Origin of the sequence: uncultured Winogradskyella sp., assembly GCF_947495255.1 — a bacterium.
GTDB lineage: Bacteria > Bacteroidota > Bacteroidia > Flavobacteriales > Flavobacteriaceae > Winogradskyella.
Genome location: NZ_CANLYI010000007.1, coordinates 154,446 through 180,784, shown reverse-complemented (window position 1 = coordinate 180,784; position 26,339 = coordinate 154,446). Strand labels below are relative to the sequence as shown.

26 protein-coding genes are annotated in these 26,339 nt (G+C 32.4%); 19 read left to right on the top strand and 7 right to left on the bottom strand.

Going from position 1 to position 26,339, the window contains the following annotated elements:
- Positions 1-17: 17 nt before the first annotated feature.
- On the bottom strand, positions 18-362 hold the full coding sequence (locus Q0807_RS12835; RefSeq protein ID WP_299110425.1) for a helix-turn-helix domain-containing protein: 345 nt from the start codon (positions 360-362) through the stop codon (positions 18-20).
- Between the two features lie 101 nt (positions 363-463).
- Here Q0807_RS12835 and Q0807_RS12830 point away from each other — a divergent pair, with 101 nt between their 5' ends.
- Positions 464-1,201 carry an SDR family oxidoreductase gene (locus Q0807_RS12830; protein WP_299110423.1) on the top strand — a complete coding sequence of 246 codons (738 nt, stop codon included), beginning with the start codon at positions 464-466 and terminating at the stop codon, positions 1,199-1,201.
- A 22-nt stretch (positions 1,202-1,223) separates the two neighbouring features.
- On the opposite strand, the gene Q0807_RS12825 is transcribed toward Q0807_RS12830, so the two are convergent.
- The 3 genes from Q0807_RS12825 to Q0807_RS12815 all read right to left on the bottom strand — a co-directional run bounded on the left by Q0807_RS12825 (position 1,224) and on the right by Q0807_RS12815 (position 4,806).
- On the bottom strand, positions 1,224-1,721 hold the full coding sequence (locus Q0807_RS12825) for a hypothetical protein (protein ID WP_299110421.1): 498 nt from the start codon (positions 1,719-1,721) through the stop codon (positions 1,224-1,226).
- A 42-nt stretch (positions 1,722-1,763) separates the two neighbouring features.
- Complete coding sequence (locus Q0807_RS12820) at positions 1,764-3,911, bottom strand: M3 family metallopeptidase (RefSeq protein ID WP_299110420.1); 2,148 nt, start codon at positions 3,909-3,911, stop codon at positions 1,764-1,766.
- Positions 3,912-4,092: 181 nt separating this feature from the next.
- A complete protein-coding gene (locus Q0807_RS12815) occupies positions 4,093-4,806 on the bottom strand; it encodes a peptidylprolyl isomerase (RefSeq protein WP_299110418.1) in 714 nt (237 codons plus the stop codon).
- 2 nt (positions 4,807-4,808) lie between these two features.
- Between Q0807_RS12815 and Q0807_RS12810 the strand changes: the two genes are divergently transcribed.
- Both Q0807_RS12810 and Q0807_RS12805 read left to right on the top strand, forming a co-directional pair.
- On the top strand, positions 4,809-5,453 hold the full coding sequence (locus Q0807_RS12810) for a CoA pyrophosphatase (RefSeq protein ID WP_299110417.1): 645 nt from the start codon (positions 4,809-4,811) through the stop codon (positions 5,451-5,453).
- Positions 5,454-5,503: 50 nt separating this feature from the next.
- On the top strand, positions 5,504-6,304 hold the full coding sequence (locus tag Q0807_RS12805) for a 1-acyl-sn-glycerol-3-phosphate acyltransferase (protein ID WP_299110416.1): 801 nt from the start codon (positions 5,504-5,506) through the stop codon (positions 6,302-6,304).
- A 32-nt stretch (positions 6,305-6,336) separates the two neighbouring features.
- Here Q0807_RS12805 and Q0807_RS12800 read toward each other — a convergent pair whose 3' ends face one another.
- Both Q0807_RS12800 and Q0807_RS12795 read right to left on the bottom strand, forming a co-directional pair.
- Positions 6,337-7,068, bottom strand: coding sequence for a hypothetical protein (locus tag Q0807_RS12800; RefSeq protein ID WP_299110415.1), 732 nt, complete (start codon positions 7,066-7,068; stop codon positions 6,337-6,339).
- A 59-nt stretch (positions 7,069-7,127) separates the two neighbouring features.
- Entirely contained in the window at positions 7,128-7,730 is a 603-nt protein-coding gene (locus Q0807_RS12795) for an ACP phosphodiesterase (RefSeq protein WP_299110414.1), read from the bottom strand.
- Between the two features lie 227 nt (positions 7,731-7,957).
- Here Q0807_RS12795 and glmM point away from each other — a divergent pair, with 227 nt between their 5' ends.
- The gene (gene glmM, locus Q0807_RS12790) at positions 7,958-9,346 is read left to right on the top strand and encodes a phosphoglucosamine mutase (protein ID WP_299110413.1); all 1,389 of its coding nucleotides are present in this window, start codon (positions 7,958-7,960) and stop codon (positions 9,344-9,346) included.
- Positions 9,347-9,382: 36 nt separating this feature from the next.
- Entirely contained in the window at positions 9,383-10,885 is a 1,503-nt protein-coding gene (locus Q0807_RS12785) for an aminotransferase class V-fold PLP-dependent enzyme (protein ID WP_299110632.1), read from the top strand.
- 39 nt (positions 10,886-10,924) lie between these two features.
- On the opposite strand, the gene Q0807_RS12780 is transcribed toward Q0807_RS12785, so the two are convergent.
- Complete coding sequence (locus tag Q0807_RS12780; RefSeq protein WP_299110412.1) at positions 10,925-11,830, bottom strand: lysophospholipid acyltransferase family protein; 906 nt, start codon at positions 11,828-11,830, stop codon at positions 10,925-10,927.
- 58 nt (positions 11,831-11,888) lie between these two features.
- Here Q0807_RS12780 and Q0807_RS12775 point away from each other — a divergent pair, with 58 nt between their 5' ends.
- The 14 genes from Q0807_RS12775 to Q0807_RS12710 all read left to right on the top strand — a co-directional run bounded on the left by Q0807_RS12775 (position 11,889) and on the right by Q0807_RS12710 (position 26,313).
- The gene (locus tag Q0807_RS12775) at positions 11,889-12,548 is read left to right on the top strand and encodes a rhomboid family intramembrane serine protease (RefSeq protein ID WP_299110411.1); all 660 of its coding nucleotides are present in this window, start codon (positions 11,889-11,891) and stop codon (positions 12,546-12,548) included.
- A gap of 116 nt (positions 12,549-12,664) precedes the next feature.
- Complete coding sequence (locus Q0807_RS12770; RefSeq protein ID WP_299110410.1) at positions 12,665-14,473, top strand: hypothetical protein; 1,809 nt, start codon at positions 12,665-12,667, stop codon at positions 14,471-14,473.
- A gap of 114 nt (positions 14,474-14,587) precedes the next feature.
- Complete coding sequence (gene mnmE / locus Q0807_RS12765) at positions 14,588-15,973, top strand: tRNA uridine-5-carboxymethylaminomethyl(34) synthesis GTPase MnmE (RefSeq protein ID WP_299110408.1); 1,386 nt, start codon at positions 14,588-14,590, stop codon at positions 15,971-15,973.
- A 130-nt stretch (positions 15,974-16,103) separates the two neighbouring features.
- Entirely contained in the window at positions 16,104-16,556 is a 453-nt protein-coding gene (locus Q0807_RS12760) for a helix-turn-helix domain-containing protein (RefSeq protein ID WP_224740648.1), read from the top strand.
- 7 nt (positions 16,557-16,563) lie between these two features.
- Entirely contained in the window at positions 16,564-17,658 is a 1,095-nt protein-coding gene (locus Q0807_RS12755) for a site-specific integrase (RefSeq protein ID WP_105045964.1), read from the top strand.
- On the top strand, positions 17,658-18,605 hold the full coding sequence (locus Q0807_RS12750) for a DUF6617 family protein (RefSeq protein ID WP_191099758.1): 948 nt from the start codon (positions 17,658-17,660) through the stop codon (positions 18,603-18,605). The genes Q0807_RS12755 and Q0807_RS12750 overlap by 1 nt, the downstream gene beginning before the upstream one ends.
- 156 nt (positions 18,606-18,761) lie before the next feature.
- Positions 18,762-19,064, top strand: a complete 303-nt coding sequence (locus Q0807_RS12745; protein ID WP_027879783.1) for a helix-turn-helix domain-containing protein — start codon at positions 18,762-18,764, stop codon at positions 19,062-19,064.
- Positions 19,061-19,357: a helix-turn-helix domain-containing protein gene (locus tag Q0807_RS12740; protein WP_092447182.1), complete on the top strand. Its 297-nt coding sequence runs from the start codon at positions 19,061-19,063 to the stop codon at positions 19,355-19,357. Before Q0807_RS12745 ends, Q0807_RS12740 begins: the two co-directional genes overlap by 4 nt.
- Positions 19,344-20,252: a BT4734/BF3469 family protein gene (locus Q0807_RS12735; protein ID WP_092580650.1), complete on the top strand. Its 909-nt coding sequence runs from the start codon at positions 19,344-19,346 to the stop codon at positions 20,250-20,252. The genes Q0807_RS12740 and Q0807_RS12735 overlap by 14 nt, the downstream gene beginning before the upstream one ends.
- Positions 20,249-22,000 (top strand): DUF3987 domain-containing protein, encoded by a 1,752-nt coding sequence (locus Q0807_RS12730; RefSeq protein WP_092580648.1) that lies wholly within the window; start codon positions 20,249-20,251, stop codon positions 21,998-22,000. Before Q0807_RS12735 ends, Q0807_RS12730 begins: the two co-directional genes overlap by 4 nt.
- 131 nt (positions 22,001-22,131) lie before the next feature.
- Positions 22,132-22,452 carry a helix-turn-helix domain-containing protein gene (locus tag Q0807_RS12725; RefSeq protein WP_191099760.1) on the top strand — a complete coding sequence of 107 codons (321 nt, stop codon included), beginning with the start codon at positions 22,132-22,134 and terminating at the stop codon, positions 22,450-22,452.
- A 15-nt stretch (positions 22,453-22,467) separates the two neighbouring features.
- Entirely contained in the window at positions 22,468-23,721 is a 1,254-nt protein-coding gene (locus Q0807_RS12720; RefSeq protein WP_299110406.1) for a hypothetical protein, read from the top strand.
- A 21-nt stretch (positions 23,722-23,742) separates the two neighbouring features.
- A complete protein-coding gene (locus Q0807_RS12715) occupies positions 23,743-25,854 on the top strand; it encodes a Piwi domain-containing protein (protein ID WP_299110405.1) in 2,112 nt (703 codons plus the stop codon).
- 63 nt (positions 25,855-25,917) lie between these two features.
- Positions 25,918-26,313, top strand: a complete 396-nt coding sequence (locus Q0807_RS12710; protein WP_224740649.1) for a hypothetical protein — start codon at positions 25,918-25,920, stop codon at positions 26,311-26,313.
- Positions 26,314-26,339: the final 26 nt, after the last annotated feature.

Here is a 26,339-nt window from a genome sequence, read left to right as displayed (position 1 = left end):
GAAGGTGGTGCTTTTGTTTACTTTAGGTGCAAATTGCTCCATTCCATTATTTTAGTCAAATTTTCTTTCAAAGATTTTCCTTTTTCTGTTAATCTGTATTCAACCTTAGGCGGAATTACTGGATAAGATTTTCTGTTTATTATTTTTAACTTTTCTAAATCCTTTAATTGCTGAGATAACATCTTTTGACTAATACCATCAATGGCTTTATCTAATTCATTAAAACGCATTACTTCATTAATAAGCAAAAGCCAAATTATAACAGGTTTCCATTTTCCTCCAATTTGTTCCATAAATAGAGTAATAGGGCATTCTTTTGCTTTATGATATTTTTTTTCGATTTTTTTTTCTTCAGGTTTCATACGAAAACAGACTTTTAAAACTTTAAAGTTAGTTACTTACCTAAAAGTAAGTACTTGTCAAATGTATAGTTATTTCTCAAATTTGTAAAAAGAAATTAAAGATGAATAATAAAACAGTCGTAATTACAGGAGGGACAACAGGTATTGGATTTGCCTGTGCAGCCTATCTTTTAGATTTAAATTATAAGGTCATAATAACAGGACGAACAAAAGAAAACTTAGAAAAAGCAGTTTCTAAATTAGGAGAAAATTCAACAGGTTTTTTGTCTGATACATCTTCATTAAGCGCTATTGATGACTTAGTGTTTAAAATTAAAAATGAATTTGGAAAGATTGATGGTTTATTTGTAAACGCAGGTATTTTTAAAGCCTCTAATTTTGAAGGAACCACTGAAGATCTATTTGATGATACCATGAATGTAAATTTTAAAGGTGCTTTTTTTACTGTTCAAAAATTTATTCCAATTCTAAAAAATCCTTCAAGTATAGTTTTAAACACTTCAATTGTTGTCTTTAAAGCTTTCACTAATACAAGTGTCTATACGGCGAGCAAAGCAGCCTTAGAGAGCTTATCAAAAGTGTTAAATATTGAACTTGCTGATAAAGGAATTAGAACTAATATTGTTAGTCCAGGAGTTACGGAAAGTCCAATTCAAAAAAAATCAGGAATGACTGATACAGCAATTAATGAGTTGCTAAATCATTTTTCGTCAACGTCTCCAATTGGTCGCATTGTTCAACCTACAGACATTGCTCCAATAGTTGAGTTTTTACTTTCGGATAAATCGTTAGTATTAAGAAATGAAAAAATTATAGTCGATGGTGGAACAACACTTTAGTTTGGCTGTTTTGATTCGGTTTTTAATCTGGCACATAATAACAGATTAACCCTTTTTTGTTTTTTACAGCAACTAAACCTACTCCTTTTTGATAATACCTTTTATCCGTTGCACCATTTGAATAGGTCATTTCTATTACAAGTAAGTCGGTTAGTTTGCCTTTGGGTGTTTTTAGTTTAGCGTCTATTTTTTTAATTGTTCCGATGCCAATAGTTTCACCAACCTTTGGGTTAACGCCAAAAAAGACTTGATGCTTTTTCTTCACCTCATTCCAATGATACACCGTATCGTTACTTATTCTTATTTGTAATGCTATAGTATTATTTTTAAATTTTTGAACATAAGAATAGTATGTTTCACCACCTAATTCAGTAGAATCCGTAAAAGACTCTATATAAGAATCGTTATACCAAGTGAGTTTTTTTTCTTTGCCGATTTCAACAGGAAAATAGCTTTCTGAATTTTGAGAAATTAAGATAAGTGGTAATATTACCATTGTAAGGCATAATATATGTTTCATATTTATTGTATTAGAAGAGGTGTTTTTTTATATTAAAAATGTCTATTCTTGAGGCACAGGAAACCCACGATCTCGCATTAAAGCTTCAATCTTAGCATCACGTCCTCTAAACTTTCTGTAGGCTTCTGCCGGATCCATAGCGTTACGAGGAGCAAAAAGATACTTCACTAATTTATCTGCGACTTCTTTATCATAAAAACCACCTTCGGCCTCTTTAAAAGCTTCAGAAGCATCACTAGTTAAAACATCTGCCCACATATAACCATAGTAAGCTGTTGCGTAGCCTTCACCAGAAAATACATGTCCAAATTGTGGTGTTCTGTGACGCATTGGTAATTCTTTAGGCATGCCTAATTCGTCTAACGTTTCACGTTCAAATTTATCAATGTCAATATCTGTAGGGTCTGCTAAATGTAATTTCATATCCATTAAAGCAGAAGCTAAATATTCTGTAGTACCAAAACCTTGATTAAAGGTTGAAGCTTTCTTAATTTTCTCAACTAAACTCGCCGGAATCGGTTCGCCTGTTTTATAATGCACTAAATATTTATTAATCACATTATCTGTAGATAACCAACGCTCTAATAATTGCGACTGAAACTCTGTATAATCTCTAACACCACCATTTAATGTTGGGTATTTTACATCAGCAGAAAAGAAGTGAAGCGCATGCCCAAACTCATGAAAAAACGTGGTTGCATCATCCCAAGAGATTAAAACGGCTTCTCCAGGTGCTGGTTTTACAAAGTTAGAATTGTTAGAGGCTAAAACATTCATGTCACCTTCAAAAGACGCAGAACTTCTATAGGTCGTTGCCCAAGCACCAGAACGTTTTCCTTCACGAGCATAAGGATCTAAATACCACAAGCCAATGTTTTTGCCAGAATCTTTATCGGTAACTTCCCAAACCTTCACATCTTCATGAAAAACAGGGACTGAACCTTCTTTAACTGGTGTAAAATTATAGTTAAACAATTCACCAGCAACATAAAACATAGCCTCAGTCAGTTTATCTAATTGTAGATATTGTTTTACTTCATCGCTATCTAAATCGTATTTCTTTTTACGTACTTTTTCGGCATAATATCTGTAATCCCAAGGTTCAATTGTAATTTTATCGCCAAGCTCATTCGCTACGGTTTGCATGTCTGCAACTTCTTCTTTTACTCTTGCCGTTGCTGCTGGCCAAACTTTAAGCATTAAGTCCATGGCATTTTCTGGTGTTTTTGCCATTCGGTCTTGTAAACGCCATTCCGCATAATTTTTATAACCCATCAAACCAACGCGCTCTTTACGTAGTTTTAAAATTTCAGCTATAATTTTATTGTTATCATAGTCATCACCATTATCACCTCTAGAGTAGTAATTCTCCCAAACGAGTTTACGTAACTCACGTTCGGTAGAGTAGGTCAAAAAAGGATCCATTGAAGAACGTGTATTTGTAATGGCATATTTCCCTTCTTGCCCTTTATCTGTTGCGATTTTTGCCGCAGATTTTTTATAACCATCAGCCAAACCACCTAATTGGTTTTCATTTAAATAGGTAATATAGTTTTCTTCATCATGCAATACGTTATTTGCAAAATCGGTGTATAACGATGATAATTCTTTGTTGATGGCAGCATAACGCTTTTTCTTTTCGGCATCAAGGTTAGCACCATTCATTTCAAACTGTTTATAGGTTAAATCTACAACACGTTGTTCTTGAGATTCCAAAGGCGTTTTTTGAGACGCATCATAAACAGTTTTTATTCGTTGGAATAGTTTTTCGTTTTGAGAAATCTGAGATCTAAAATCTGAAAGTTTTGGTGCTAATTCTGCCTGTAGTTCTCTAAACTCTGGTGATGACACATTGCTTCCCATTATCCCATAATAAGCAAACACACGACTTAAAGGTTTACCAGCGCTTTCCATAGCAGTTATTGTATTTTCAAAAGTTGCTGGTTCTGTGTTATTGGCTATGGCATCAATTTCTTCAAGATTTAATTTCATGGCTTCTTCCATTGCTGGCTTTATAGCTTCTACAGAAATTTTATCGAAAGCCGGAACACCTTCAAAAGGCCCTGTCCATTCTTGTATTAATACATTATCACTCATTGCTGTTTCTGGAGTTTTGGTAGTTTCTTCTTTACAGCTCGCAAATAAAACGATGCTGCAAATTATAGTAGTTTTAATGGACTTAGAAATCATATATGTTGGTTTTTAATGGTAGAAAAAATATTGAAATTCAATAAGCAAACAAGATACTGAAATTAGAGTAGACGTCTACTTAAAAATTTTATAATTCTTGTTGAAAAATTAATTGTATTTTTATTTGAAACTGTAAAGTTTTGAAGCTCTGTAACTTTGAAGCTCCACTTCTTTTCAGGATTTAATCAATGAGTTCTATTTTTCTTATATAAACGTTATGTAAAGGCCAATCACCTTCATCCGTTTTTACACTATTTATTTTATCTACCACATCCATACCTGAGGTTACTTCTCCAAATACGGTATAATCGCCATCTAAATATTTGGCTCCTCCAGGACGTTGAATAATAAAAAACTGAAAAGGCGATGCCAGTTTATATGCATTGTCTATTTCACTGCTTGGCATAGAAATAGCACCTCTTTTGTGTGTGTAACCTCGTTTTGTGTCTGGAGGCAATAAATATCTGCCTATTTTTTGTCGTCTTTTAGCAATGTTATAATCATCACTACTTCCGCCTTGTATTACAAAATTTTTAACCACTCTGTAAAACTGTGTACCGTCAAAATAGTTGCGTTTGGTGAGATAGACAAAGTTGGCTCTATGGAATTTAGTCTTATCATATAATTTAATTTCTATGATTCCAAAATCAGTCGTTATTCGTGCTTTATTTTCTTTATGTTCTTTTTCGTATTTTAAAAAGAACTCCATAGCATTAGCATCCGTAAGTTTTGGGTAAATAGAATCAGTTTGTTTTTTAGGGATTATTATCGTTTCGGAAACAACTGAATCTTTTACAACTGAAGCATTATTTTTTTTTGAAGTTTGTTTATCTTCACAATTCAGAAGTAATAATCCAATTCCGATGATCATCGGAAACACAAATCGAAATCTCATAAATGCTATTTAGTACGTTTTTAGAATCTGTAGTAAAAATAAAACATCTTGCGCTCTTGGGCGAGGACTCACATGCAAAAATGTCACCACCTTATCGTTTAGATTTAGCTGAGAAAATGAATAAGAAGTCTAAAACAGCAAGAAAGGCTGGTGTTATGGCATTGTTTTACCCAAAGCCAGATAACGAAACTTATCTCGTTCTAATATTGCGTAAAACGTACAAAGGAGTACATTCTGCACAGGTTGGTTTTCCTGGAGGAAAGTATGAAGATGCAGATGAAAACGATTTGCAAGAAACAGCTATTAGAGAAACTGAAGAAGAAATTGGCGTGTCTAGAACACAATTTGAAGTATTAAAAACGATGTCACCTATATATATTCCGCCTAGTAATTTTATAGTGCATCCTTATATTGGGATTTCGGAAGAAAATTTAATTTTTTCAAAACAAGATGAAGAAGTGGAGGCCATAATAGAAGTGAAGCTTACTGATTTTTTAAGTGATGCTAATTCCGTAACTGCAACAGTGCCAACCTCTTTTAATGTTGAAGTTGACGTGCCTGCTTTTAAATTAAACGATCATATTGTTTGGGGAGCAACAGCAATGATGCTTGGTGAAGTAAAAGACTTGTTAAAACAAGTTTTATAACTTAACTTAATGTTTACATTTGTAATAGACTTAAAATTTGAAAATTAACTATGGGATTATTCAAAAGAAATCCTTTCGGACATATACTTTGGGTTAAAAAATGGCTTATTAGAATCTTAGGTGTGGCTACACACAGACGTTTTAGAGGTTTTAATGACTTACAGATTGAAGGTTCTGAAATAATTAAGAATCTTCCAGATACCAATGTTTTATTTATTTCTAACCACCAGACTTATTTTGCAGATGTTATTGCCATGTTTCATGTCTTTAATGCAAGTTTAAGTGGACGATTAGATAATATAAAGAATGTTGGTTATTTATGGAATCCGAAATTAAACATGTATTACGTTGCAGCAAAGGAAACTATGAAGTCTGGTTTGTTGCCTAAAATATTTGCTTATACAGGTTCTATTAGTATTGAGCGAACTTGGCGTTCACAAGGAAAAGATATTAATAGACAAGTGAAAATGAGTGATATAACTATGATTAAAACCGCTTTAGATGACGGTTGGGTAGTAACATTTCCGCAAGGCACAACAACGCCTTTTAAACCTATTAGAAAAGGAACAGCACACATAATAAAGAAATATCAACCAATTGTTGTACCTATTGTAATTGACGGCTTTAGACGTTCGTTTGATAAAAAAGGATTACGAATTAAAAAGAAGAATATTTTTCAATCTTTTGAAATTAAAGAGCCTTTAAAAATTGATTACGAAAACGAATCTATTGCAGAGATTGTTGAAAAAATTGAATATGCTATTGAGCAACATCCTTCATTCTTAAAAGTGATTCCACAAAAAGAACTTGAGGAAAATGAACGTATGAATAGAGAATTACGTGATATGTAAACTTAGAATTTAATTTCTATTCTTAATCTACATTATATACTTAACCCTTTGACATCAGTCATTTCAATACCTAATATAAGAAGTTTGTGAAAGGAAGGTAATTGTGCGCCACTTTCTGTAATTGTCCAGTTTTCCCAAGTCGCTTCTAAACCTTCAATTGGTAAAATATCTACCCACATCTGAAAACTTTTAGGTTTTCCGTCAGCATCAAGATGCCATAGATAGGAATCTCCAGGTGTTGTTCCTCCAGATTTATATGTGACTAAAAGGGCTTCCTTATTATCTTCAGTTTTTACGAGTCGTCTTTCAACACCAGTATCAAATACTTTATAAGGCGCAACTAACCAAAAGGAATCGTTATTAAAATAATTTTCGGCTTTTTTTATATAATCTTGTTTTTCAATACCATTATAGTCTTGTTCTAAAACAAATACTTTTGATTTGTTTGGATTTTCAAAATCTAAAATTACACTGAAATCATCCCAATAAACTTCACATATTTTATCAGTTTTGTACCATTTATAATGGTGCATGCCTTTAAAAGTCCACTCTAAGTAATCCGTGTTTAAATAAGCTTCTTCATCTAAAACTTTCAACATTTTTGTAGCAAGTTGGTCAGCTTCAGTTCCTAATTTGCCTTTTGGTAAGTCTTCGTTGTATTTTAAATACATAAAACCAAAGAGCAGGAGTGTAGGTAACGTGAAGAATACTATAATTCCTCCAATTATTTTTAATATTCTTTTTGCTGTGATTGGTTTTGCCATGACTTCAAGTTAATTTAGAAGCCAAAGTTAAGAAGGAATTTGTTATTGAATGGAAATGTTTAGAAATTAAATTCGGCCTCAATTTCTACACGCTTTTTAACGCTAAATGTCATTAATTCTTCAAAAAACGATGTAAAATCAGTTTCAAAGGCATCATAATATTCTCTAAGTTCTTTTGTAGCTTCGTCCATTTTAGAACGTCCTTCGGTTCTGTGGTTCATTCCATTTAAAACCGTTTGAATACCTTCAATTGTAGCGTAGCTTAATAACCAATTCCCTTCAATCATTGCTGGTGTAATTCTTTTGAAACGAGGTGGAAGTATTTCAATATTCTTGCTTAGACTTTTATAAAAATCATCAATATATTCAGCTAAAGGAACATCGGAATAGGTTGCCCAGTTCTTGGCTAAAAAATGGTCGAAAAATATATCTACAATAACACCACTATAATGTCCATAACCTTTATGTAAGCGCTTAGTACATTGCCTAAAAATAGGATGCGCATCTGTAAATGTATCTATATGGCGATGTAGTTGAATGCCAATCTGAATTTCGGTAGGATATAATTTGTATTTATTACCTCTAACACCATCACCAACTAAGTTGCCAATAGTAATAAGTTCGTTGTCTCCAGATAAATATATGTGTGCAAGAAAATTCATGTTTCGAAATTACAAATTCAGATTGAACTCAACTTGGTTTTTAAACATTACTTTAATTTTTAGACTGCTATAATTAACCTTTATAGTTTAATAATTAATTATGAGTATCTAAAATTGATATGATTTTGACTGAAATCTCGTTTTTTTCGGTTAAAAGGCAAAAGTCAAGTTGAGTTAAAGTCCTAAGTAAGATTAAGATATTATATTTGCTAAAAATAGAAAAACACATGACTTTAATAAAATCAATTTCAGGAATACGCGGAACTATTGGAGGAGCAGTAGACGAAAACTTAACACCTATAGATGCTGTTAAATTTGCAGCAGCTTACGGTACATGGTTAAAAACTCAACGTCAAAAAGATAACTATATAGTTGTCGTTGGACGTGATGCACGTATTTCTGGAGAAATGATTCAGAACTTAGTAATGAATACTTTAGTTGGTTTAGGAATCCATGTTATTGATTTGGGTTTATCTACAACACCAACCGTTGAAATCGCTGTGCCATTAGAACATGCAGATGGTGGTATTATTTTAACAGCGAGTCATAATCCAAAACAGTGGAATGCTTTAAAATTATTAAACGCTAAAGGTGAATTTTTAAACGGAGCTGAAGGTCAAAAGATATTAGAGATTGCAGATTCTAATGATATGTTTTTTGCTGAGGTAGATGACTTAGGAAAAATCACAGTTAATGATGCTTACATTGATATTCATATCGATGAGGTTTTAGACTTAGAATTAGTTAATGTAAAGGCTATAAAAGATGCTAAATTTAAAGTAGTCGTTGATGGTGTAAATTCTACAGGAGGAATCGCGATTCCTTTATTATTAGAACGTTTAGGTGTAGAACCTGTAAAATTATACTGCGACCCAACAGGTCATTTTCCTCATAATCCAGAACCACTTAAAGAACATTTAGGTGATTTAGCAAAAGAAGTTGTAAAAGAGCATGCTGATTTTGGAATCGTAGTAGATCCAGACGTCGATCGTTTGGCTTTTATGGACGAAAAAGGTGAAATGTTTGGAGAAGAATACACTTTAGTTGCTTGTGCAGATTACGTATTAAGTAAAACACCAGGAAATACTGTAAGTAACATGAGTTCTACAAGGGCTTTACGCGATGTAACAGAAAAACATGGCGGAACTTACGAAGCAAGTGCAGTAGGTGAAGTAAACGTTGTAACTTTAATGAAGAAAAACAATGTTGTGATAGGTGGTGAAGGTAATGGAGGAATTATTTATCCGGAGTCTCATTATGGACGTGATGCTTTAGTTGGTGTTGCTTTATTTCTAAGTCTATTAGCAGAAAAGCAAATAAAAGTTAGTGAATTGAGAGCCTCTTACCCAAATTACTTTATGAGTAAGAAGAAAATTCAATTGACACCAGGATTAGACGTTGATGGTATTTTATCTACTATAGAAGCTAATTATAGTCACGAAAAATTAACAACAATAGATGGTGTAAAAATAGATTTTGCAGATAGTTGGGTACATTTACGTAAGAGTAATACAGAGCCAATTATTAGAATTTATACAGAAGCGCCTTCGCAAGACGCTGCAGATACTTTAGCAGATCGTTTTATTTCTGAAATAAAAGCTATTGCTAATATTTAGTATTTTTATAAAATAATATACTTATTAATTATGCCCATGATGTCTGATAACATTACAATTGAAACTTCCGAATTAGAATCTTATTTTAATCAATTCAGACATCATATTATTGGGTATGACCAAACTTTTGTGTCGCCTTATGGTAGGCAAAAAATCATCTATACAGATTGGACCGCTTCAGGACGCTTATACAGACCAATAGAGGAAAAAATCTGTAATGATTTTGGTCCCTTTGTTGCTAATACACATACAGAAACTACGGTTTCTGGGACTGCAATGACTAAGGCTTATCATAAAGCCAGACATATTATAAAAGACCATGTTAACGCCAATGAAGACGATATCCTTATCGTTTCTGGTAATGGAATGACTGGCGTTGTCAATAAATTTCAACGGATTTTAGGTTTAAAAATTCCTGAGAATTTAAAAGAGTTTACTAAGGTTCCGGATGAGATGAGACCTGTTGTTTTTGTTTCGCACATGGAACACCATTCTAACCAAACAACATGGTTAGAAACTATGGCTAAAGTTGAAGTGGTACCACCAAATGAAGATGGCTTATTTTGTCTTGAAAATTTAGAAAAATTACTAGTTCTATATAAAGATTGTACCATTAAAATAGCTTCAATAGTCGGTGGTTCTAATGTTACAGGTATTCAAACTCCACATCATGATGTTGCTAAATTAATGCACAAACATGGAGGCGTTTGCTTTGTAGATTTTGCGTGTTCTGCACCTTATGTAGAAATGGATATGCATCCAGCAGATAAGGATGCGCAACTCGATGCTATTTTCTTTTCACCTCATAAATTTTTAGGCGGACCAGGTACTTCTGGTGTATTGGTCTTTAATAAGAAATTGTATAAAAACATGGTGCCAGATTGTCCAGGAGGCGGAACTGTAAGTTGGACGAATCCTTGGGGAGAACATAAATACATTGATAATATTGAAGATAGAGAAGACGGTGGCACACCAGGATTTCTTCAAACTATAAAAACAGCACTTTCTATTCGTTTAAAAGAAAAAATGGGAGTGCAAAACATGCTTAAACGCGAGCATGAATTGGTGGCAATTATATTTGATAAATTAGGAGTGGTTTCTAATGTAAATATTCTTGCTGGTCAACATCAAGATAGATTAGGTGTTATTTCATTTTATATTGATGATTTGCATTTTAATTTAGCCGTAAAATTATTGAATGATAAATTTGGAATTCAGACCAGAGGTGGTTGTAGTTGCGCAGGTACATATGGTCATTTTTTATTACATGTAGATCAGAAAATGTCGCACGAGTTAACTCACGAAATTTCAATAGGAGATTTAGTACGTAAACCAGGTTGGATACGTATGTCTATTCACCCAACAACCACAAATGCAGAAATTGAATTTGTTTGTGATAGTATAATTGACTTAGCAAAAAATCATAAAACTTGTGCTAAAGACTATGAGTATTCAAAAAGTAACAATGAATTTATACATAAGTCATTGGTAGGGAAAAAAGCTTCAGGACCAGATGTTGAGGCTTGGTTTGAGATGTAGAACGTTAGTGTAGAAGTAAAATCCTTTAAATTAATATTTTTAAGATTTCTTTTTTTTAAGGAATTCAGCAGGAACCTTATCTCTATGTTTCCAACGTTTGTGCGTCCATAGATAATATTGAGGTGCTTCCTTAATTTGTTCTTCAACAAGTTTAAAAAATAAATCCGTAATCTCGTAATCTTTGTAGTCTTTTGGGTGTTCTGTAATGGTTGTAAAGGTTGTTTCGTAATAACCACGTTTAATACGTTTTACGCTAAAGAACACAACAGCCATATCCAACCTTTTTGCTAACATTTCTGCACCTGTATACATGGGTACTTTTATGCCCATAAATTCATTCCAATGAAATGCTTTGTGAGCTTTAGGTGATTGGTCTGAGACAAAACCGTTAATCGTTAGTTCACCTTTGTTCTTACTATTTAATAGAACTCCAAAGGTTTCTTTAGTTGTAATGAGGTGCGAATTGTATTTAGCTCTTATTCGTTTAACCAATTTATCAAAATGTTTGTTAGCTAAGCGCTTATAAACAGCATAACCTTTATGTTTTACATGTTTTTGTAAAACAAAAATCCATTCCCAACTTCCGTAATGCGCACACATTAAAATAATACTGCGTTGCTTCTGTTCTAAGTCATTTATTAAATCAACGTTAGTAAACTTAAAGCGTTTATTCATTTGCGCTTCTGTAATGGTCAAAGATTTTATGGCCTCAACCATCATATCACAAAAATGATGATAAAACTGGCTTGTGATTTTAGAGATTTCTTTGTCTGATTTTTCAGGAAAAACCAATCGTAAATTCTCTTTTACTGTAGATTTTCTATAGCCGAAAATACGATATATAAAAAGGTAAATCACGTCAGAAAACGCGTAAAGTAACCTAAACGGTAACATTGAAATTAACCAAAGAATAGGATAAACTAAGATGTAAGCAATAAGTTGCATTAAAGTATGATTGCAATTAAACACAAATATATATATTTGATTAATAAGAATAGAGTTTATGAACAATTTAGGTATTAGTATAGTTACCATAGTTATAATTGCAGCTAACGTCATTATGTCGCTTAAAGGTTTTGATGATCGTGGCTTTTTTGAAAAATTTAAGTTTAACGTTGGTAGTATAAAACGAGGCGAACAAATAAGAATGTTGAGTTCTGGGTTTTTACATGCAGATATGTCTCATTTGTTTTTTAATATGTTTACACTTTATTTCTTTGCAGATTTTGTTGTAGAGAAACTAGGTTCAGTACACTTTTTAATTATTTATTTTGGGAGTTTAATATTTGGTAATCTGTTGTCTTTATATTTCCATAAAGATGAGTATTGGTATAGCGCTATTGGAGCAAGTGGCGCAGTAACAGGTATTTTGTATGCTGCTATATTATTAGAACCAGGTATGAGTTTGTATATGTATTTTATTCCAATTCCAATTCCTGGTTATGTTTTCGGTATCGGTTATTTGATGTATTCTATTTATGGTATGAAAAAAAGCATAGGTAATATCGGTCACGATGCGCATTTTGGTGGAGCTATTGGTGGTTATGTGATAACTTTAATCTTGTATCCAAGTTTGTTTCAAACCAATTTAGGGTATATAGGTTTGTTAGCAATACCAATTATTATTCTTTTTGTATTACACAAAACAGGAAAGTTGAAATAACTTTAACTTCATCAGATAATCTATTATAAGCGAATAGATTATGACATTTGTCATCTTTTTATGGATTTTCCGAAGTCATCTTTGTGGCTTATTTAATCCTAAAAAAAAAACAAAAGATGGCTACATCTAAAACACTACATAATTTTCATATTCCTGTAATGGGATTAGCATACACTATAGACAGTCCAATAAGAGTTGCTCAGTATGGTATGTCTTCTGTAATCTCTATTATAGATGATGAGTTAGTTGAAAAAATGAATGCTTTTTATAGCGAAAAATTCAACAAACCATATAAAGAAATAACAAAGAAAGCGCATGATTATCGTGCAGAACGTATTACATCATATCTCAATTTAGTAGATGATGTTGTAAAAGAGAAATTTTCAAAATTTAAAACTGAATTATCAGAAAGTAAGGTCGCTTTAGAAAATTTTATGGCTACGTTACCTAAAACTTCAGATTTTAAAGAAGGGCTTTCTCATTTACTGCATGAAGGAGTTGCGTTTAAAGACAACGTAAAAAATTATTTAGAAACACATTTAAAAGCTGGTGATATTGATGTTAATATTATGACTAAAGTGGATAAAGATAATTTTGAAAAATCAGAACAACTACCAACGGAGTTTAACGATGCACATGCGTCGCTAAGAGGTTTTGCGAATAGTAATTTGAGTTCTTCTGTGGTACTTTCTGCAGGTATGAATCCTAGATTATATAGTTATTTTGAAAAATTTAAAGACTTCTTTCCCGATGAAAACGGTCAGTTAAAAAAGAAAATTATTTTAAAAGTAAGTGATTATCGTTCTGCAATTATTCAAGGGAAGTTTTTAGCTAAAAAAGGACTTTGGGTTTCAGAATATAGAATAGAATCTGGTTTAAATTGTGGTGGACACGCCTTTGCTACGGAAGGCTTTTTGTTAGGTCCAATTTTAGAAGAATTTAAAACTAAGAAAAACGAATTAATAGAAGATACACACGCTGTTTTTGTAAAAGGTTTAAATCTTAAAGAAATTGCAATTCCTGTTGAACCTTTAGAATTAAAAATTACGGTTCAAGGTGGTGTTGGGACTTCAAATGAACAAGCTTTTTTATTAGATAATTACAAAGTAGATTCAGTAGGTTGGGGAACACCGTTTTTATTGGTGCCAGAAGCAACTTCAGTCGATAAAGAAACCAGAGATTTGTTAGCCAATGCAAAAGAAAAGGATTTATATCTCAGCGGAATTTCGCCTTTAGGCGTTCCATTTAATACCATAAAGGGAACCACTAATGAGTTTCATAAACAACAGCGAATAAATAATGATAAAGCAGGTAGCTCTTGTCCTAAAAAGTTATTAGCGTTAAGTAAAGAATTTGGTGCAGAAGGCATTTGTACAGCATCAAAGAAGTATCAAGATGTAAAATTGCAAGAGTTAGAAGCCAAAAAAGAATCTTTGGCAACAACGATTTATAACAATGCAAAAGCTAAAATAACCGAAAAAGCTTGTCTTTGTGTTGGTTTGGCAAATGCCTCTTATTTAGAAAATGATATCGACATCAAAGGTCAGGAGCAAGGTGTTGTTATTTGTCCTGGACCAAATTTAGCTTATTTTGATAAGGAAGTTTCACTTTTTGAAATGATGAAACACATTAACGGAAATGCTTCGGTGTTGTCTTATCCTAATCGTCCTAATATGTTTGTAAAAGAGCTAAAAATGTATGTGAATTATTTAAAAAATGAAATCAATTCAATGTCAGAAGACCTAACAGCAAAGCAAGTTAAAAAGTGGAATGCCTTTAAAAGTAATCTGTTTAATGGGATTTCTTATTATCAAGATTTATTTGTGTCGTTGACTTCGGAAGAGTATAAAAATATTCAAGCTGAATTTCAGTTTTACAAAATAGAATTGGAAGGTGTTGCTATTCCGGAATTAGTAAAAGTTTAATTTTTGTTTTTCAATGCTTCCTGTTTTAATAAGCTCGTAAAATCTTAAAATAGGAAGCATTTACCACTTGGCAATCATATATTTTACAATACTTTTGCAACAAAGAATTGTAAAATGCATAACGATACTATTGTAGCTTTAGCAACACCATCTGGCAGTGGTGCTATTGCTGTTATACGCTTGTCAGGTAAAGAGGCTATCACTATTGCTTCAAAATGTTTTAAGTCTGTTTCAAACAAGGACTTAAACAAGCAAGCTACGCATACCATTCATTTAGGTCATATTGTTGATGCTAAACGAACTGTAGATGAGGTTTTGTTATCTATTTTTAAAGATCCAAATTCTTATACAGGCGAAAATGTTGTGGAAATATCTTGCCATGGGTCATCTTATATACAACAAGAAATCATTCAACTCTTTTTAAGAAACGGTTGCAGAATGGCAACTGCTGGTGAATTTACGTTACGTGCATTTTTAAATGGGAAATTAGATTTAAGTCAGGCAGAAGCTGTGGCCGATTTAATTTCTAGTGATAATGAAGCATCACACCAAATAGCGATGCAACAAATGCGTGGTGGATTCTCTTCTGAGATAGCTAAGCTTCGTGAAGAACTTTTAAATTTTGCTTCGTTAATTGAGCTCGAATTAGACTTCGCAGAAGAAGACGTAGAGTTTGCAGATAGATCTCAGTTTAAAGCTCTTGTAGAGCGTATCACTTTTGTCTTAAAACGTTTAATTGATTCTTTTGCTGTTGGTAATGTGATAAAAAACGGAATTCCTGTAGCTATTGTAGGAGAACCAAATGTTGGGAAATCTACATTGCTTAATGCTTTATTAAATGAAGATCGTGCAATTGTATCTGAAATTGCAGGAACGACAAGAGATACCATTGAAGACGAAATTTCAATAGGAGGTATTGGTTTTAGATTTATTGATACAGCTGGAATTAGGGAAACTGAAGATATTGTAGAAAGCATAGGCATTAAAAAGACCTTTGAAAAAATAGAGCAAGCACAAGTGGTGATTTTTCTATTTGATGCTTTACAATTTAAAATTCATAGTGAAGACTTTAAAGTTGAAATTGAAAAAATAAAGAATAAATATCCCCAAAAACCGTTACTAGTTATAGCTAATAAAATAGATAAATTAGAGGATACTGAATTGGCTAAAATGCAAACTGAAATTCCTGAGATTAAATTATTATCGGCAAAAACGGGTTTTGGTGTAGAGCAATTAACCAATTCACTTCTTAATTTAATAAATACAGGGGCATTGAGAAATAACGAAACTATAGTGACTAATTCTCGTCATTATGATGCGTTATTAAAAGCTTTTGAAGAAATACAGAAAGTGCAACATGGTTTAGAAACAGAGCTTTCAGGAGATTTGTTAGCAATAGATATTAGACAAGCCTTGTATCATTTTGGAGAAATAACAGGTGAAATTACCAATGATGATTTGTTAGGTAATATATTTGCTAACTTTTGTATCGGGAAGTAACTTACTTTCTTTTATTTGTTAATCCCTTGTTATTATTGACTTTATAGTAATTTATCTTCTTTTATTTGTTGCTTATTTACTCTTTTTTGATTAAATTTGTTGTGTATCTGTTGCCTAAAATACGGATTTGTTGCCCAAATCTGTTGGCGAAGATACTGGCGAAATGATGCACCATAACGCACCACGTTGCACCATTACGCTACATAAAGCACCATTTATGAGCAGTAATTTATTCATTCCTAAAACTTGTAAGCATTGCGGTAATGCTTTTACAGCACGTACAACAGTTACTAAATACTGTGGTGATACTTGTGCAAAAAGAGCCTATAAAGCACGCAAGCGCAAAGAAAAAATTCAAGCTACTCTTACTGAAGATATACAACAACAAAAAGAAATTGTTGAGGTTCACAATTCTAATGCTGTAAATAACAAAGATTTTTTAAGTGTTACAGAAGCCTCACAACTTATTGGCGTGAGTAGATGGACCATTCAAAGAATGATACAACAAGGACGTTTAAAAGCAGTTCCTTTTGGTAGAAAGCGTATTGTGGCCAGATGGCAAATAGAAAACCTCTTTAATTAATTCCATTATGAAAGTAACATTAAGACAACGCAAAAAGAATAATAAGATTAGCCTGTATTTAGATTACTATCATAAAGGCAAACGTAAAACTGAATACTTGCGTTTATACCTTACACCAAATCCTAAAACCAAAACGGAAAGAGAGGTCAACAAGAAAACCAAGCAATTGGCTGAAACTATTTGTGCTCAAAGACAGATTGAAATTCAAAACGGTATTTATGGCTTTCAAGATATTGAAAAGCTAAAAGGCAGTTTTATTACTTACATCACAGCTTTAGCAGAAAAGAAGAATACAAGCTCTGGCAATTATGGGAATTGGAATAGTATGCTAAAACATTTAAAAAAGTTTTGTCCAACAGATGTTAGTTTTCAAGATATAGACAAATCGTTTGTTGAACGTTTCAAAGAGTATTTAGATAAAGATGCAATAGGTAGAGCAGGTAAGCAACTGTCTCAAAATTCTAAATATTCGTATTACGGTAAATTTTCAGCTGCATTAAAACAAGCGGTCAAGGATGGCATATTAAAAGTAAATCCTGCAAATGGTGTAGAGTATTTTAAACAAGGTGAACCTCAACGAGAATTTTTAACGCTTGATGAATTACAAAAGGCAGTTAATACAGAATGTGAACTGCCTATTTTAAAGAATGCTTTTATTTTTTCAGCTTTAACCGGATTACGTTGGTCAGATATTGAAAAACTAATATGGTCAGAAATCCAGCACTCAAAAGAAATGGGATATTATATCCGATTTAGGCAAAAGAAAACTAAAGGAGTTGAAACCTTACCAATATCAGACCAAGCAAGAAATCTATTAGGAGAAAAAGGTAATCCAGACGATAAAGTATTTGATGGCTTACATTATAGTGCCTGGTCTAATTTAAAATTACAACAATGGATGATGAAGGCAGGTATTACTAAAACTATTACGTTTCATTGTGCGCGTCATACCTACGCTACCTTACAATTAACTTTGGGTACAGACATATATACTGTATCAAAATTATTAGGTCATAAAGAGTTACGCACTACACAGATATATGCCAAAGTAATTGACGATAAAAAGAAAGAAGCTGCTAACCGTATTCAACTGGATTTATAATGAAAGGAAGTATATTTTCAAGTTTGGTTTCTATAACCAATGGCTTACATAGAGATAATAGACAGGAAAAGGATTTTAAATACCTACTGTCTGATTTTAAATTGAATCCAAAAGCCAATAATGCAGTTTTTAAAGTAAACTTTAAAAAGCCTTTAAATGCGAAAAAAGAATACTATCAAAAGCTAATATTTAATGAAACAGAAAATACAGTAGCATCATTTGCGAAGGAATTTCCTAAAAATGCAACTACACCAGAAAATAAATACACCTATACCATTCTACTTAATAAATTTGATAAGTACTTAAATGACATTTCAACTTATATCAATAAAAGAGGAATAACAGCAGATTTCAACAATGATGACAATTATATCATAAACTACTTAAAAGTATCTGTAATAAGGTTGTATGCTGAACTACAAGAGCAATACGGTCAGTTTTCCGTAAACACAAAATTCTCAATTGCTGAAATTGGAGAAAAATACTTTAATGATGAAACTTTTGATATTAGCCTAATAGAAAAGAGCACTACTAAAAAAGTTGCTACCAAAAAAACATCAATATCTAAAGCAAAACCAAAGACCTCTTTTGGATATAAAAGCAACGACACTTCAACTTTGCTAACTGTGCTCAAACAAATAAATCTAAAAATAGATTTGTTAGATAACCGTACAACTGTTGAACAGTTGCACGAACTCTTATTAGCAAAAGATTTTACCAATACAGAATCGCAAATTTATCTTCAATGCGAGACCACACAATTTAGTTACCTTGTAACGAAACTAAAGCCATTTTTTAATGGTTTTAATCCTACATCAATAGAACGTTCTGAAAAATTTGTTACTAAAACAGATACACCACTAAAGGCGAATAATCTTCACAAAAACAAAGTTCATAATCCTAAAGAAAAGGAAGAAATAGATAAAATCATCCAACAACTGCAATAAAAAACAGTAAGAATAGTAAGAAATCTTACTGTTGTCTTACCCTTGTTTTACACTCTTACTAAAATCGGGAAGCCAATTTTCAACCTTTGTCCTGTTCTTGAAAACCAAGAATGACATTTGGCCAGATGTCCTCATTTATTTAAAACAAAATAAACGATGGACACAAATATCATCGAAAAGTTAGACCGCATTGAAAAACTCTTATTAGAGCAACAAACAATGCAAAAGCAAGTATTAAACTTTAATGAAACTTGCAAGTATTTAGAATTATCACAATCTCACTTGTATAAACTTACAAGTACGGGAACCATTCCACATTATAAACCGAATGGTAAAAAGATTTATTTCCAACGAGAAGAGTTAGACCATTGGTTACTGCGTAACCGTATGGACTCAAGAGACGAAATCGAACAGCAAGCTGCCGATTACCTAATTAAGAAAGGAGCGGTGAAGTTATGACTGAAATAATCGATTTACTCTTAACGCTCTCGCAAGAAATAAAGGACATTAAAGCACGTATCGAATTGTTACGACAATCGAGAGCAGAAGTATTAAAAGATACGTGGATAGACAATCAAGATGTATTACAGACCTTACATATAAGTAAGCGAACACTACAAACTTTAAGAACCAATGGCACTTTGCCTTACAGCAAAGTAAAAGGTAAATTTTACTATAGAGTTGCTGACATTGAGCAGTTGCTTCAAGACAACTACTACAACCATAATTTCAAGCGAGATGGAAATAAGTAGAGAAGCAATTTTAGACAAAACACATTATGGTTTAAAAATCTATGCCTATGTGTTGAGACAGTATTATCCTAATCAAACAGTCCTTTCTGTAAAAGGAAGGGACTGTGGGATAACTCGCAATCCATTTAATGGTGGTAAAGAAACCTTACGGATTCATATTGATGGTGTAATAGCAACACATCGAGATACAGAATTAGAAGCCTTTAAAGGTGATGTATTTGATTTTGCACAATACCATTTTAGAATAACCGATGAAGAAGATTTGTACCGGAAGATAAATCAAGAGTTACATCTAAATTTAGAAGTCAAGGAAAAAGACGAATTGGAATGGTTGAATGAACCAGACGATACCTGGTATGCCAACTGTAGCTTTTTTAAAGCGCCTGTTCGCAATGTGTTTCCCTCGGAAACCTTGCGATTGCATCAAGTGTTTGCATTAATCACAAGTGATAAATACAAAAGCATTACTGAAGAATTAAGAGCAATTACCAATGTAAAAGAAGCACGTAAATTCAAAGCGAATCGCTTTGATTACGTAACACTTTCAGGAACATTTGAAAAACGAAGCGATAACAACTTGATAAAGCATTCTAATTTATTAACCATTGATTTTGACCATTTAGAGAATCTACAAGAGTTAAGAACACAGCTCTTAAATGATGAATATTTTGAAACCGAAATGCTATTCATATCACCATCTGGTGATGGTTTAAAATGGATTATTAGAATAGATATTTCAGAAGTAACACATTCAGAATATTTCACAGCAGTTGCAAATTACATTAAACACAATTATAACATTGAGGTTGACCAGTCAGGTAAAGACGTTTCCAGAGCGTGTTTTTTACCATACGACCCAACAGCCTTTCTACATAAAAGACATCAAGCATTATGACTAAAATATTTAACCCAAAAGATTGGTTGGAAGTTCCTAAAGAGCAACCTCAACCAAAAAGCAACACCGCAACAACTAATGTTGTTGCAGTTGCTGATAACGACATTGAATCCTACATTTCAGCAATCGAGCAATCAGGTACAGACATAACAGGAAGTTATGCCACTTGGCGAGATTTAGGCTTTGCTTTAGCCGAAGAATATGGAGAAATAGGTAGAGATTATTTCCACCGTATGAGTAAAAATTATGCAGGTTACGATGCTAAAGAGTGTGATGCACAATTCGATAAATGCTCAAACGCAAAAGGACACGGAATTACAATTGCTACCTTTTATCACTATGCACATCAGTCAGGTATCAAACCGACTAAACAACAGTATAACAACGAAGTTGCAACAAACGTTGCAACTGTTGTCGATACAGCCAACCAATCAATGCCTACAATACCAGAAACGGTATATGAGAATTTGCCACAGTTTTTACAACAAGTTGTAAATCCTGCTAATGGACAAGAAGAAAAGGACATTTTATTGTTAGGTGCATTAACAGCATTTAGTGCGTGTTTTCCTAAACTCTTTGGTATCTATGACCAACGTAGAGTATTCAGCAACTTATATTTATTTGTAACCGCACCTGCATCTGCAGGTAAAGGAAGACTTAACCAAATTAAAAATTTGGTAGAGCCTGTTCATAAATTAAAACGAGAACAAGCCAAAGTATTAAAGCAGCAATTTCAAACAGAAACTGCTACTTATAATATGAATAAAGGCAAAGATGAAAACTTGGAAAAACCGAGTAAACCGCCAGAGCGAATGCTGTTCATTCCTGCTAACAATAGTGTAACAGGCGTATATCAATTAATTTCTGATAATAAAGGCAGAGGTTTAATTTTTGAAACCGAAGGCGATACATTAGCACAAGCCTTTAAAAGTGATTATGGCAATTATTCCGATGGATTTCGTAAAGCATTTCATCACGAAACCATAAGCTATTATCGTAGAACAGATAGAGAATATGTAGATATTGAGAAACCGTGCTTGTCAACAGTATTATCAGGTACACCTAAACAAGTGGCAACCTTAATACCCAATGCAGAAAATGGGCTATTTAGTCGCTTTATGTTTTACTATATGAATATAAAACCAACTTGGAAAAATGTATTTCAAAATAGTAATAAGTTAGGTTTAGATGATTACTATAACCAATTAGGTAGTGAGTTTTTAGAATTGTACAAAACGCTAAAAAACAACCCAGAGATTGAAATACGATTAACCACAACCCAACAACAGCAATTCAATACGTTCTTTGAATCCTTACAGACCAAATACATCAACCTACAACCCGAAGAGTACATCGCAACAATAAGGCGATTAGGCTTAATTGCGTTTAGGATAATGATGCTATTCACAGCATTCCGAATTATGGAGGATGGTGATGTAAACGCAACTAAAGAATGTGAGGATATAGATTTTGAAAATGCACTAACCATAATTTCAATTTTAGTAAAACACAGTAGTAAAGTATTTAATGATTTACCAATAGAGCAAAAAGCAACAAAACGCTTAAATAGAAAAGAACGCTTTTTAGAAAGTTTGCCAAAGCAATTTAGCAGACAAGAGTATTTAGATTTAGCCACAAAACAAAGCATCCCACACAAAACCGCAGAAGGCTATATTACCAAATTTGTTGATGCAGGTTTAATATACAGAGAAGCACACAACAACTATTCAAATCCTGCAAAGACATAGTTAAGGATTTTAAGGATTTAAGGATATGATTAAATTGACTTCCTCAAATCCTTAATATCCTCATTACCTGTTAATAACTGTTTATATCTTTTTACTTTCCTTTGGTTTCCTTTTGTTAAATTAGACAAAATTTGACAAGTCTAAATAATTCTATTATGGAGTTTGGAGAGTACATACGTTCATTGCGTGAAAAACGCAATTTGCTATTAAGGGAAATGGCTGCAAACCTAAATATGGATGTTGCCTATTTAAGTAAAATAGAACGAGGAAATCGGATGGCAAGACGCGAACAAGTAGTTGCTTTTGCCAAAACATTAAAAGAAGACGAAAACGAATTAATTAAGCTATGGATGTCCGAACAAATTGTATTAATGCTCAAAAATGAAAAAGAGCGTACGGAAATCCTCAAAATAGCTGAAGAAAAAATTAGTAAGATTGTAAAAAAGGGTTAGGATTTAAAGTAATTTATGTTTAAAGAGAATAAATATTATGGCGAGGTATGGTTTAAATCTGCAGAGGATAATAAGTGCTTTTGTGTATTAGAGTTAATTAATGATGAAGTACACATAACGACCAATTTGTCAGAAAGATTACCTGCCTATCAAATAGAGTTAATTTATGGGGTTTTTACAGGTTTAGGCTATTTAACTTTTGTAAACTGCAAGATTAAAAACAGTAGCAATGGAATAGTAGAGACTAAAACTTATAAGCCTAAATATACGTTTGCTTGTGCATATCATTTAATTGAACCTATAGGTTTGAAAATTAATGAATTTCAAATTGACAATTTAGCAATAGTGAGTTGGGTTAGAAAAATGCATAGGTATAATTCTTTAGAAGACAAACTTGAAAAAGAGGATGACGTAGTCCACAATACGAATATTACTGAAGACTTATCTATTAAAATCACAAAATCAACATCATATACTTCTAACCACAACTTTTTTAGAATGGACAATGTTGGATATGTCGATTTTAAATCAGAAAAAAAATTGAGTATTCTTGAGAGTATAGATTTATATAATTCATTTCAAAAATTATTTCATTTTTTATACGGTAAGTCTGTACAATTTAAAGCTTTTAATTTTAAATGTTTAAGCTGTGGTAATTGGGCTTCGTTATATTACAAGGATGATTTCAACAAAGAAAACATATCTGGTTTTATAGCGCTTGACTATGATACTATTAAAGATGATTTGTCCAATATAATTAAGCATTGGTATAACAATGAAGGCATAGGTTATTGTGCTGATATTATTATCGAAAATTTACTCTCGGTTAAAACGAGTCATAGTAGGCGATTTACAAATTCCTATACAGCTTTCGAAGCTTATAGTTTGAAATTTGGTAATAAGATTAAGAACTCATCTTTTGCCAAAGATTTATTAGAACAAAAGCAATTATTAGTCGATATAACTAATATTCCAGAAGATGATATTAAAACATATGTATCAAAGATTGTTCGTCATCGAGATTATTTAATACATCGCACTAAAACAAAAAACAATATTTTTTCACAGTTTGAACTATTGTATATATCCTTTTTATTAGATTATTTGGTTGGTTTAGGCTTGGTGAAACAAATGGAAGTTTCTGATAAAATTATTGAAAAAATAATAGAGCGTGCTAAATCTACATACCAAGATATGCAGTCTGTAAATAGACTACTAAACAAAGATTTATTAGTTGATAACAATAATAAAGTTCAACCTTCTATGTAAAATTACAATATAATTTCATTTATGCAAGAACACCTCAAAACCAACATACTAAACTTTAAATGGCCTAATAGTGCGCCTACTATTTATTTAACTTTAGAGGATATTGAAGGTAGTCATCCAATCCATAAATCTAAATTTTCAAGGCAGATAAAAGAGGTGTTTCCAGATGCAGACTTATCTAACAAAGACCAAATATTTACAACATTTACAACAGAAATACCAGATGCACCAAGCATTAAGCTAAATTTAGTAGATGGTAGAGAATTAAGAATTTATAAGCAATTCCTTAAACATAAATTAAGAAGCTATTTTAAATCGAAAGACTATATAGTAGTAAAAAACTTCGTTGGTGATGTAAAAGTGTGGATGCCTTCAAAAAAAGGGAATACAGCAGACTATAACCTCTACTATAAATTTTCATTTAAGATACAGTTTGCAAAACTCACAGACTTACCAGAGTTAATTGTATCATACGATGGTACTTCAAAAGTCCTTACAACATCGGTTAAGGATATAGAGGATTCAGAGTTAATAAAACGTTGTGTATATGGTCAAAAAACGTTCAATTACCAAATGGACCTCGATACAGAGGAAAAAGAAGAATTTTACAATGCTATTCAGTTTGAGCAAGCATACCCAATTTTTAATTTGTCATTAGCACGAGCATTAGATATACCTATTGAGGAACCTATAAGACCAATTAATAAATATCAAAAGTACGTAGCACTTATTAATAATTTTGCAACCAACTATCTGTTTGCAGAAGATTTTAAAGCCATATTTCCATTTAAGACTGATGCCTTTATAGATGTGCCACTTAATCGTATTAATCACATCGACCCACAAGTAGGATTATTGGAATTTGGTAAAGACCAATACGGTAATAAAAAAACACATTTAGTGCCTAAATTGGCAATGAATAACCTCGACCCTTACAAAAGACCCAACAACCAAAACATTAAGTTTTTCTTTGTGTACCATACGTCACATAAAGAAGCAATTAAAACCTTTTACAACAACCTTAAAACTGGTGTTACTGCGGATAAAAAGTATTTTAAAGGGATTGAGGCTTATGTAAATATTAAGGCTTCAACGTCTAAAGAACATTTTATTGAGTTTGCCAACGAAAACAACCCAATACCAGAAATCACAGAGCAGTTGGAGAACCTTTCGTTCGACCAAGAAAATGTAAGTTATGCAGCTTTTTATTTAAGCCCATTCGATAAGTTTACACCAAATCCCGAAGACCGAGACATCTATATTCAAATAAAAGAACTCTTTTTAAACGAAGGTATTGTTACACAGGTTGTAGATTATGAGAAAATGGTAGTCAATATCGAGAACCAATATAACTTCCAATTCTCATTACAGAATATGGCATTAGCAATTCACGCCAAATTAGGTGGCGCACCTTGGAAACTTGCAGTAACCGATAAAAAAGAATTAGTAATAGGTGTTGGTGCATTTACCAATCAAGGCGAAAACAGACGTTATATAGCAAGTGCCTTTAGTTTTCAAAACAATGGCTTATTTAGAAAGTTCGAATATTTTGACCAAAGCGAAACAGACCTATTGGCAGGAAGTATATGTAAAGCCATTAGAGATTTTACATCGGTTGCAGAAGCAGATAAAGTAGTCATTCACTTCTATAAGGAAATGAGTTACGAGGAACTAAAACCAATTATTAGAGGAATGCATACATTAGGGTTAAAAATTCCGCTCTACATTCTAAATATCAATAAAACAGAAGCAGAAGATATTATTGCTTACGACCTTAATTGGAACAAAAAGTTAATGCCTGTAAGTGGTACATACATACGTATTAGCGAAAATCAATTTTTGTTGTTTAATAATGCACGTTACCCTAATTCACAGCGGTATTCAGATACAGATGGTTATCCGTTCCCAATAAAAATTAAGGTAAGCAGTCCAGATGAAGATGCTTTTGAAGATGCAGATGTAGTGTTAGAATTATTAACACAAGTGTATCAGTTTAGCAGATTATATTGGAAATCGCTTCGACAACAAAATGTACCAATCACAATAAAATATCCAGAAATGGTAGCACAAATAGCACCACGTTTTAATAATGGCGTTCCAGACGATGCTAAAGATGCTCTATGGTTTTTGTAATTTACCAATCAATTTATTTGCAACACCATTGCATTCAATAATTTGTATATTTGTATAAATTATATGAAAATATTTGTTTCCATATCGATGTCTATTTTATTCTTTTTTCAAGGGATAAGCATAGATATGGACTTTTGTGGTCCAATTAAAGAAATTTCAAATGTAATTACCCATTATCAAGACCATAAAGTTTATGGAGACTCTTTCTTTGAATATGTAGTTGAAGATTACATTGACAGCGATGCTAAAAATGAAGAGCAACATCATAACCCTGACAAGGAGAATACACCAGTCCATTCCCATAATCAATGTTGTCACCCTTTAGTGTTAATTATTGCGAAAAATAATTTGGCATTAAACAATCGACTAAAGTTTGAAGAGAAAAAACAATATAATTTACATAAAGCAAACTTCACTTCCAGATATTTGGAATCACTTTTTCAACCACCTAAAGTATAATTCAGTTTTTAATGGATAATTATATC